This is a genomic window from Bacteroides sp. RTP31139st1_H2_RTP31139_211217 (genome assembly GCF_040227615.1).
Classification (GTDB): domain Bacteria; phylum Bacteroidota; class Bacteroidia; order Bacteroidales; family Bacteroidaceae; genus Bacteroides; species Bacteroides uniformis.
Genome location: NZ_JBCNZM010000173.1, coordinates 1 through 9590 on the forward strand (window position 1 = coordinate 1; position 9590 = coordinate 9590).

The window sequence follows — 9590 nt, forward strand, 5'->3', positions numbered from 1 at the left end:
CCCTTGGATAAATCACAACTTCTGTTGTTTTTTTCGGATTCCATTCCGGATAAATGGAATTTATCTGACTGCTTCCCGGATGCGGACCAATTTGGTCAGCAGGTCTTCCAGCAGGTCGAGTTTCAGCATGTTGGCGCCGTCACTCTTGGCTACGGCGGGATTTTCGTGGGTTTCGATGAACAGTCCGTCTACACCTACGGCAACACCGGCTTTGGCTACGGTCTCGATAAGTTGCGGCATACCTCCCGTGACGCCACTGGTCTGGTTGGGCTGTTGCAGGGAGTGGGTTACATCCAGGATGACGGGGAAACCGAAGGTCTGCATTTCGGGGATGCCGCGATAGTCGATGACTAAATCCTGATAACCGAAAGTAGTTCCGCGTTCTGTCAGCATGACGTTCCTATTGCCTGCTTCCACTACTTTATCAGCCGCAAAGCGCATGGCAAGCGGAGAGAGGAACTGCCCTTTCTTGATGTTGATGGTTTTTCCGGTTTTGGCGGCGGCTACAAGCAGGTCTGTCTGCCGGCAGAGGAAGGCGGGAATTTGCAGAATATCCACATATTCGGCAGCCATGGTGGCTTCTTCGGCGGCATGAATGTCGGTCACGGTAGGTACTCCGAAAGTGTCGTGTACCTTTTGCAGTATCTTCAGCGCCTTTTCGTCACCGATACCCATAAAGGAATCCAGACGCGAACGGTTGGCTTTACGGTACGACCCTTTGAATACGTATGGGATTTGCAGTTTTTCTGTGATGGTCACGATACGTTCGGCAATGCGCATTGCCATTTCTTCTCCTTCGATGACACATGGACCTGCCAGTAGGAAGAAGTTTCCGGCAGGATTATTCTTTAATTCAATCATAGGTTGTTACTGATTAAGTATTTTCAATTGGGTATAATCAATGTTATTGCTTCATGCAGTACGCTGATGTCCAGTGGAAAATGACGGTCGAGAATACGTCCGTCCAAATCGACAGAGGCATTTTGCGCACGCAGCACTTTTACTTTTTGCGTACGGTAGGGCATCACTACCTTATGGTTCAGAATCCGCCCTTGGATAAGCATCCACAATCCCGACCATAGTTGCAGCAATTCGGGACGGTAAATGACGGAAACATCCAGCCAGCCGTTATAGGGCACTGCACTAGGCGCTTGTCCGTATCCCCACGCACTGCCTATGCAGACAGTCATGATGCGTCCGCGTATATGCTCGCCGTTTATCTTGAGATGCATGCGGTACAGCTTCCGTTCGAAGATAATGGATAGCAGTGCCATGAAGTAAGAGAGGAACTTCACTCCCCAGAAACGCTTGCACTGGTCGGTGATTTTCACGATACGGGCTCCCAGGCCTATGTTGATGGCATTGAGAAAGTAGCGTGTCAGATGCTTTTCACCGTCGTAATAATAGCAGGTACCCACGTCTATTTTCCGGCGGCGGTTGTTGATGATGCAATCCACCGCTTTCTTGTAATCCGAACTCATTTCCCAATAGTCGGCAAAGTCATTTCCTATACCATTGGGGATGATGCCGATGGCTATATTCTCCTTGTCTGGTGCATTGGAAAGCATGATGCCGTTAATGACGTCATTCAGTGCGCCGTCACCGCCTACTACAACAATGGTGCGGTAGCCGTTGTTGGCGAGGATGCCTGCCAGACGCTCTACCGAACCGAACCCTTCGGACTGCACATAGTCGTAAGGCACACCTTTGCTGTCTATGTATTCTTTGATTTCTTTCCACCGTTTCTGCACTTTCCGTGTTCCGGCTTTGGGGTTGTATATCACTCCCAACTTTTCGGGTTCTGCACTCATGATTCTATTTACAATTTGACTATTTACTATTTACGATTTAAATCACCCGGTCACTTTATCATTTCATCATCCTTCCAACTTCTTCTTTACAAAAGCTATCTTTTCTTCCATCGGCCACCGGGCATTCATCCAATGGATGGTAAATCCACGCCGTTCCATACCGCGGAACCAGGTCATCTGGCGTTTGGCAAACTGGTGGATGGCTGTTTCCAGTTGCGTGAACATCTCTTCATAGGTCAACTTGCCGATGACATAAAGTGTCAGATACTTGTATTCCAGTCCGTAATAGATGAGGTCATCCGGTTGGATGCCTTGCTCTATCAGACGTCGCACTTCGTCTATCATTCCTTCTTCCAGGCGCTGGTGCAGGCGGCGGGTGATTTTCTCCCGACGCAATTCCCGGTCGATGTCCACACCTATGATGAGACTGTTCATCTGGGGGAAGGAACGTTCGTCTACTGGGGTATGGGCATAATACTCTTCGATTTCGATGGCTCGTATGGCACGTTTGGCTGTGTCCACGTCCGTGGTATTGTGCAGGCTTTTGTAACCTTTCAGTATGTCGGTCAGTTCTTCCAGCGATTTGTCTGCCAGACGGGTGCGCAACTCGGGATTCTCGGGTACGGGCAGTAGACGGTAGCCTTTCAGTACTGATTCGAGATACATTCCGGTTCCTCCACATACAACGGGCAGGCAACCTTTTTGTTTAATAGTCTCGTAAGCATTCAAGAAATCACGCTGATACTCGAAAACATTGTACTTATAGCCCGGGGCGGCTATGTCGATGAGGTGATGGGGAATCTGTTTCCCGTCGACGGTATAGTCAGCAAGGTCTTTGCCGGTGCCTAGGTCCATCCCCCGGTAGATTTGCCGTGAATCGGCACTGATGATTTCCGTATGGAGTTCGGCGGCCAAGGCGGCTGCAAATGGAGTCTTTCCTGAAGCGGTAGGCCCTAATATGGCGATTAAATCATAGTCTGGCATATATAAGTTCTTGTTAATCTCACTACAAAGATAGTGCAAACCGAATGCAGAATAAAATGAACTCGTTCATTTTTTATGCTGAGGTGCAGCTTATCTTCGTGTTAGTGCAAAGATAATGCAAACTGGGAGTATAATGGAAAGAACTTGCTCATTTTTTTACGTGATGCTATACCTTCTTTTCTACTTTGAAGCAGAAAAAGTGAAAAAGGACGTGAAAACGAGCATTAATCTTATTAAAATGTGTTATGAAACATGCTTTTTTTCTTGGAAAGTTTGTCAATGTCCCAAAAGTCCGTACATTTGCAATGTGTTTTTCATAGTATTAGATTTAAGGTTAACAAAGGTTGGAGTACAGCGGTACTCCTTTTTTTATGCCCTAAACTGAACTTTGGCACTTTTTTTCTATATTTTTGCACTATATATTGAATGAACAAACATATTCACCTCTTATGAAGCTCTGTATATAGCTACGCTCAACGAATAGCCCTGCTTGATAAAGCTATTCAGCTATCTGGCAAACGATGACCCGTTTGCCACAGAGATTGTGTATCCTTTTATTCATGAATTTGCAGGATGGCATGCTGTACTTGTACAGTGTGTTGTTTTGTGCTATTTTATTGTTGAGCAATGCATTATACATATAAACAGATATGGCTTATCAACTTTCCGGTAATGATGAGCATTTTGATGGAGCAGCTGATAAATATAACCGATGCTGTTTTCTTAGGTCACGTTGGCGAGGTGGAATTGGGAGCATCTGCCATTGCGGGGATTTATTATTTGGCGGTCTACATGCTTGGGTTTGGGTTTAGTATCGGATTGCAGGTGATGATTGCCCGAAGGAATGGAGAATGTGACTATGGTAAGGCTGGGAAGATATTCTTTCAAGGTTTCTTCTTTTTATCGGGATTGGCCATTTTGCTTTGTCTGCTGATGCAGGCAAGTTCTCCTTTCATATTGGGAAGGTTGATTTCCTCGCCGGAGATTTATCGGGCTGTAATTCAATATCTGGACTGGCGCAGTTTCGGTTTGCTGTTTTCGTTTCCGTTTTTGGTTATCCGTTCTTTTCTTGTGGGAATAACATGCACTCGGGCATTATCGTGGGCTGCTGCCGTTGCAGTAGTGATTAATATTCCTTTGAATTATATTCTGATAATTGTTGGAGGACTGGGAATATCGGGAGCTGCCATTGCTTCTTCTCTGGCAGAGATGGGTTCTTTGGTGATGCTTCTTTTCTATGTATGGCTGAAAATAGATAAAGGGAAATATGGATTGAAACCGGTATATGACGGAAAGCTGTTGGTGGATGTGCTGAGCTTGTCGGTATGGAGCATGCTTCATGCCTTTATCAGCGTGGCTCCGTGGTTCTTGTTTTTTGTGGCGGTGGAACATTTGGGTAAAACGGAATTAGCCATTTCCAATATTACGCGAAGTGTATCTGCTGTCTTTTTTGTAATAGTCAATTCTTTTGCGGTCACTACGGGTTCGCTGGTCAGTAATGCGATTGGGGCTGGAGAAAGGAGGGCTGTTTTCATTATCTGCCGTAAGATACTGAGGTTGGGCTATTCTGCTGGATTTCCACTGATAGGGGTAGCTGTATGTTATAATCGCTTGATAATAGGAATCTATACAGATAACGAACTGTTAACAGAGCAGGCTTTCATCCCTTTTGTTGTGACGTTGCTGAATTATACCTTTGCCTTGCCAGGCTATGTATATCTCAACGCAGTTGGAGGGACCGGTAAAACCCGGATTACTTTTCTTTTCCAAGTGACTACCACTGTCGTGTATCTGGGGTATCTTTATTGGTTAAGCGCTTGCACTCATGCATCCTTGGCTATTTACTTAACGGCAGAATACCTTTTTGTGATTTTGCTGGCACTGCAATCGGTTTTCTATTTAAGAAGTAAACAATATTAGAAACATATCGAATTATGATGACTAAAATATATCCGCGTACGGGAGATAAGCAAACCGTATATCTTAATGCTGTTGTAAAGGATCCTCGAATAGAGGTTGGTGACTATACTATTTATAATGATTTTGTAGCTGACCCTTTGTTGTTCGAGAAAAACAATGTGCTGTATCATTACCCCATCCATCAGGAGAGGCTGGTTATTGGTAAATTCTGTTCCATTGCTTGCGGTACGAAATTTCTGTTCAACTGTGCCAATCATACGTTGAAATCTCTGTCTACTTATACATTTCCTTTATTTTACGAAGAGTGGGGATTGAAGAAATCGGACATAACGGATGCATGGGATGACAAAGGAGATATTATAATAGGTAATGATGTTTGGATTGGTTATGAAGCGGTGATAATGGCTGGTGTTCATATAGGAGATGGGGCGATTATTGGTGCACGTGCTGTTGTGACTAAAGATGTTCCCCCTTATACAATTGTAGGGGGAACTCCTGCCAAAGAAATCAGGAAACGTTTTGATGAGGATGTGGTGAAGAAATTATTGCGGCTGCAATGGTGGGATTGGTCGATTGATGAGATACGCTGTTACTTGCCGCATCTTGTACAAGGCTGTTGGGATAGATTTCCTTAATAATCCATCATCAGTGAGTTGCCGGTCTTGCCTCGTGAAATGTCAAGGTTAGGCGGTGCATAGCTCTGGTTACAGCTACATAAAGCATACTCTTGTCAATCTCCGAACGGTAATTTCTCTCATCCGTCTGTGGAATAATGACTTCGTCAAACTCGAGCCCTTTTGCCATGTGGGCAGAGGTGATGACGATGCCTTGCACAAATGCGGAGCTTTGACTTGATAGGAAGCTGATATCATTGGCATATGATTTCAGCATATCTGCCATCTTCCTGGCTTGCTGCTCCGTCTTGCATATGATGCCAAGAGACTTATATCCGGATTTCCGGTAAGTGGAGATTAGCCCCATAATGCCGGACAGTTCTTCTACGGCACTGCCGAACTGCAGGATTTGTGGCTTTTCTCCATGCCGGGCAACCGGTTCCAGCTCTGCGTTAGGATGAATCTTTTGCGCAAAATCCGTAATCTCGAAGGTGGAACGATAACTCTTACACAATTTCATGATTTCACTTGCAGTAAGTGACTTTTGGATAGTTTCTGCTGTGGATGAACCATAAGGATTCACGGACTGTCCTGCATCGCCCAACACGGTTTTCCGGCATGGAAAGAGTTTCTGTATTACCTTGTACTGTATGGGCGAATAGTCCTGCATCTCATCTATCAACAGATGTTTGACTCTGAATGGCTGGTTCCCGTTTCCCTCCAATGCCAAGTGTAGGTATGCCAGCGGTGCCAAGTCTGAGTATTCGAGTGTATGTCCCTTTCGCATTTTGAACATTCCGGGATTATTTGTCCATTTAAAGAAATCTTTGTAGACTTGAATGTCGTTATTGCCTGCAAACATTAGTCTGATTTCTTTTTTCAAAAGGTTTCTGCCGGTGGTGGTTACCGTAAAGGTGTATTGTATTTTCAACATATCCAGCATATAATCAGCCATAGCATCAAATCGTCGGCGTATGGGATAACGGTTGAAACGTAGGTACTGTTCTTCGATAAACGGGGCAGGTATGGTGATGTATTTGGTCAGCTTCACGTCTGCTGCCTTGAAGTAGGTGTTCTCTATGTGGAGGATAAACTTGTCAAGCTCTGAAATGAAGCCGAAAGAGGCTTTATAGGCTATTCTGTTGATGAGGCTTGAGGATGGCTTTTCTAACAGTTCATTCACTAGCCCGAAGTATGTTTGGTACTTATATTTGTGTTCCAACACTCCGGAGAGTATTTGTTCCATACTGGTTTCGGGCACGGTTTCTTCCCCAAGTTCGGGGAGGACGTTGGAGATATAATCGGAAAACACTTTGTTGGGGGAGATAATCAGAATATCTTTTGATGAGATGCTGTCTCTGAAGGTATAGAGCAGGTAGGCTATGCGGTGCAGGGCTATGGATGTTTTTCCAGAGCCGGCCACTCCTTGAATAATAAGCGTGCGGATATCTTCGTTGCGGATAATCCGGTTCTGTTCCCGTTGGATGGTGGCAACGATATTTTTCATCTTGTCATCTGCATTGGAACTTAACTCTTTTTGCAGAATGTCGTCATGGACGGTCAGGGCACTTTCAATCATAAATTCCATTTTGCCGCCCCGAATTCTGTATTGGCGTTTTAGGGAAATTACTCCTTTAATCTCTCCCGATGGAGACCGATAGCCTGCTTCTCCTAATTCATGGTCATAGAACATGCTCGAAACGGGTGCTCGCCAGTCATGGATAAGGGTAGCTCGACTTTCCGGGTCATAGAAGGTATGGATACCTATATAGATAGGCATCACTTTGCTGTTTTCTTTCTTTTCCAAAAAATCAATTCGTCCGAAGTAAGGAATGGCAAGTATCTTGGTGAGCCGCTTATGCTTGTTGATTACACTTTCCCCCAAGGCAAAATGGTTCAGGATGCTTTCGCGCATGGAGCGTATCTCGTGTGGGTCGATGTCTTTGTTGAACCAGATATAGTCTTTGTATTCTGCCAAGGTGTCGACGTGGTCTTTCACGGATGCGTCGGTATTACCGATAACCTTTTTCAGAAAACTGATTATTTGCTTTAAATATTCTTTCTCTTGTTTCTCTGTTTGATTGAATGCCATAATTAGTTGTTGCTAAAAGATAAGACAGTGTGCAAAATTAGTGTATTGTATCAAGAAGGGAAATGGCTATTTATAGCTATATACTGGGAAGTTTTATATCTTTGCACATTCAAAAAAGTGGAGGTAAATGGACATTCATGAGCTTGCAAGGCAGAATCAGCAATCTGCATGGAAAGTATTGGAAGATACCTGTATTATTGAAGCATGGGAGCGCATTGGAGCAACCGTTCATTTGGTGGGCTCACTCCGTACCGGGCTGTTGGCGAAAAGTAGGGATATAGATATCCATATTTATACCGATAGGTTGGATGTAGGAGAGAGCTTTTAGGTCATCCGGGAACTTGCGGAACGGTTGCCTTTGCAGGAAATACAATATAGGAACCTTATCCATACGGAGGAAGAGTGCATGGAGTGGCATGCTTTATATAAGGATAGAGAACAGAATACTTGGAAGTTTGATATGATTCACATCCGGAAAGGTTCCAGGTATGATGGTGTTGTAGAAAAGGTGACTGCCGCTATTGCGGAGCGCCTTACTCCTGAAATTAGGAAAACGATATTGCAAATCAAATTCGATGTGCCGGATGGTGTAACGATTCCAGGTATAGAGATTTATCATGCTGTCTTTACGGGAGGTGTCCGCACTTATAAGGAGCTTGAAGAGTGGCGCAAAACAAATCAGTTGGCGGACAGTCTCGGTTGGCTTCCGTAATCTTAGAGGTAGATACCAAGATTTTCTACTATATGGATGGCTTCCATTATATTGTTGGCATCTAACTTGCTTAGGATGTTTTTCCGGTGATTGTTCACAGTATAGATGCTCACTCCCAGCTGGTGAGCGATTTCCTTGCTTAGAAAACCTTGTCGGATGAGTCGTAATATTTCTTTCTCCCGGTTGGATAATTGTTTGTCAGGAGAAACAGTGCATGTTGGAAGCATCTCTCCCGTTTTTCTGTTCACCACCGTCCGTTTGATTCTTTCGATAGGGGTCTGGTCGGGAAGTATGTCCATTACTCCCATGATTATCCAGGCTTTACCATTCCGGTCTGTTTCTATGACTTGTTGCCGGCTACTTACATTGATATACTGTTGCCGTGCATTCAACATACGGAATTGAAATATTTGCCGGTAGTCATTTCTTTCTTCCGGTGGGAGTGAGTAGATGAACTGTCCATGCTCGATTTGGCATTCCGTGAGTTGCATTCTGTCATCAGGGTGTATTCTCTCTTCCAGTAAATCGCCTTGTTGCCTGATTGTCTTTATCCAAGTGGGATTGTATCCGAAAAGATGGGCAAAACTGTCGGATGCAAAATCGTATCTCTCTTTAAATACGTCAACTGTAAAAATACAGCTCTGACTCATTTGTGAGAACGCTTGCACGGATATTCTTTTCTTGTTCCATAAATCATAGTCCACATCGGGACCGCTAATCTGCTGTCTTGCCCATAATTCTTTGGGAGTTGTCTTGTTGGTAGTCATGGAACAAAGATAACTGATAATTTTCTTTTGAGCTTTATCTTTTACGGGATAATATTATTTCTAAGAATATGTTGTAGGGTTGGATTAAGTGGCTACCCTTGTAGGCCGTGTCATTGGGGACGCCGTGAATGAAAAGCAAACGAGTAATAAATTCAATATGTGATAAGATGAAAGATATACCGGCAGACAGCTTAATAAAGAATTATTTTCCTGTAGATTATATAGATTCTTTTTCTAAAGTGATGGTCACTGGGCAGGCTTTGACACCGGAAGATTTTCGCAATCTTGCCTTCAGCCGATTTCCTAAGTGGATTGGTTGGCTCATGAATTTCAGGAATGCGATTGTAAAGCCATTAGGACTGGATACAGCAACCAGATTTACAGATATGGTCTTGGATAAAAATCTGCATGAAGAAATTCTCGGAATGCCGGATAAGCATCTTGATTTCCATGTGTCCATGTGGTGCGGGGAATATCACGAAGGAAAACAAGAACTTCGGATTACTACTGTTGTGAAGTACAATAATTGGCTGGGAAGGGCATATTTCTTTATTATCAGACCTTTTCATGGGATAATAGTAAAGTCTATCTTAAAGCATGTTGCTGGGGATAGGGGTAAGCATTCGGCAAACTACAGGTATTAAACTTTTATATACAACAATAGCGACTGTCACTATGAACCTAATAGTA

The 9590-nt window shown here is 44.0% G+C and carries 8 protein-coding genes and 1 pseudogene; 4 read left to right on the forward strand and 5 right to left on the reverse strand.

Annotated elements, in window-relative coordinates; translation table 11 throughout:
• Positions 1–60: 60 nt before the first annotated feature.
• From kdsA to miaA, 3 genes are all read right to left on the reverse strand, one after another.
• A complete protein-coding gene (kdsA, locus tag ABUA47_RS20415) occupies positions 61–861 on the reverse strand; it encodes a 3-deoxy-8-phosphooctulonate synthase (protein WP_009037040.1) in 801 nt (266 codons plus the stop codon).
• Between the two features lie 23 nt (positions 862–884).
• Complete coding sequence (locus ABUA47_RS20420; RefSeq protein WP_009037039.1) at positions 885–1811, reverse strand: diacylglycerol/lipid kinase family protein; 927 nt, start codon at positions 1809–1811, stop codon at positions 885–887.
• A gap of 66 nt (positions 1812–1877) precedes the next feature.
• Entirely contained in the window at positions 1878–2795 is a 918-nt protein-coding gene (miaA, locus tag ABUA47_RS20425) for a tRNA (adenosine(37)-N6)-dimethylallyltransferase MiaA (RefSeq protein ID WP_009037038.1), read from the reverse strand.
• A gap of 627 nt (positions 2796–3422) precedes the next feature.
• Here miaA and ABUA47_RS20430 point away from each other — a divergent pair.
• Together ABUA47_RS20430 and ABUA47_RS20435 are read left to right on the forward strand one after the other, a co-directional pair.
• Positions 3423–4715, forward strand: a complete 1293-nt coding sequence (locus ABUA47_RS20430) for an MATE family efflux transporter (protein ID WP_005828839.1) — start codon at positions 3423–3425, stop codon at positions 4713–4715.
• A 14-nt stretch (positions 4716–4729) separates the two neighbouring features.
• Positions 4730–5350 (forward strand): CatB-related O-acetyltransferase, encoded by a 621-nt coding sequence (locus ABUA47_RS20435; protein WP_005828836.1) that lies wholly within the window; start codon positions 4730–4732, stop codon positions 5348–5350.
• A gap of 10 nt (positions 5351–5360) precedes the next feature.
• Here the strand turns inward: ABUA47_RS20435 and ABUA47_RS20440 are convergent, their stop codons facing one another.
• Entirely contained in the window at positions 5361–7421 is a 2061-nt protein-coding gene (locus ABUA47_RS20440) for a HelD family protein (protein ID WP_009037036.1), read from the reverse strand.
• 127 nt (positions 7422–7548) lie between these two features.
• Here ABUA47_RS20440 and ABUA47_RS20445 point away from each other — a divergent pair.
• Positions 7549–8133: pseudogene (locus ABUA47_RS20445) on the forward strand (nucleotidyltransferase domain-containing protein).
• A 2-nt stretch (positions 8134–8135) separates the two neighbouring features.
• Here ABUA47_RS20445 and ABUA47_RS20450 read toward each other — a convergent pair.
• Positions 8136–8900, reverse strand: a complete 765-nt coding sequence (locus ABUA47_RS20450) for a LuxR C-terminal-related transcriptional regulator (RefSeq protein ID WP_009037034.1) — start codon at positions 8898–8900, stop codon at positions 8136–8138.
• Positions 8901–9067: 167 nt separating this feature from the next.
• Between ABUA47_RS20450 and ABUA47_RS20455 the strand changes: the two genes are divergently transcribed.
• Positions 9068–9544, forward strand: a complete 477-nt coding sequence (locus ABUA47_RS20455; RefSeq protein WP_349824522.1) for a DUF2867 domain-containing protein — start codon at positions 9068–9070, stop codon at positions 9542–9544.
• Positions 9545–9590 lie beyond the last annotated feature (46 nt).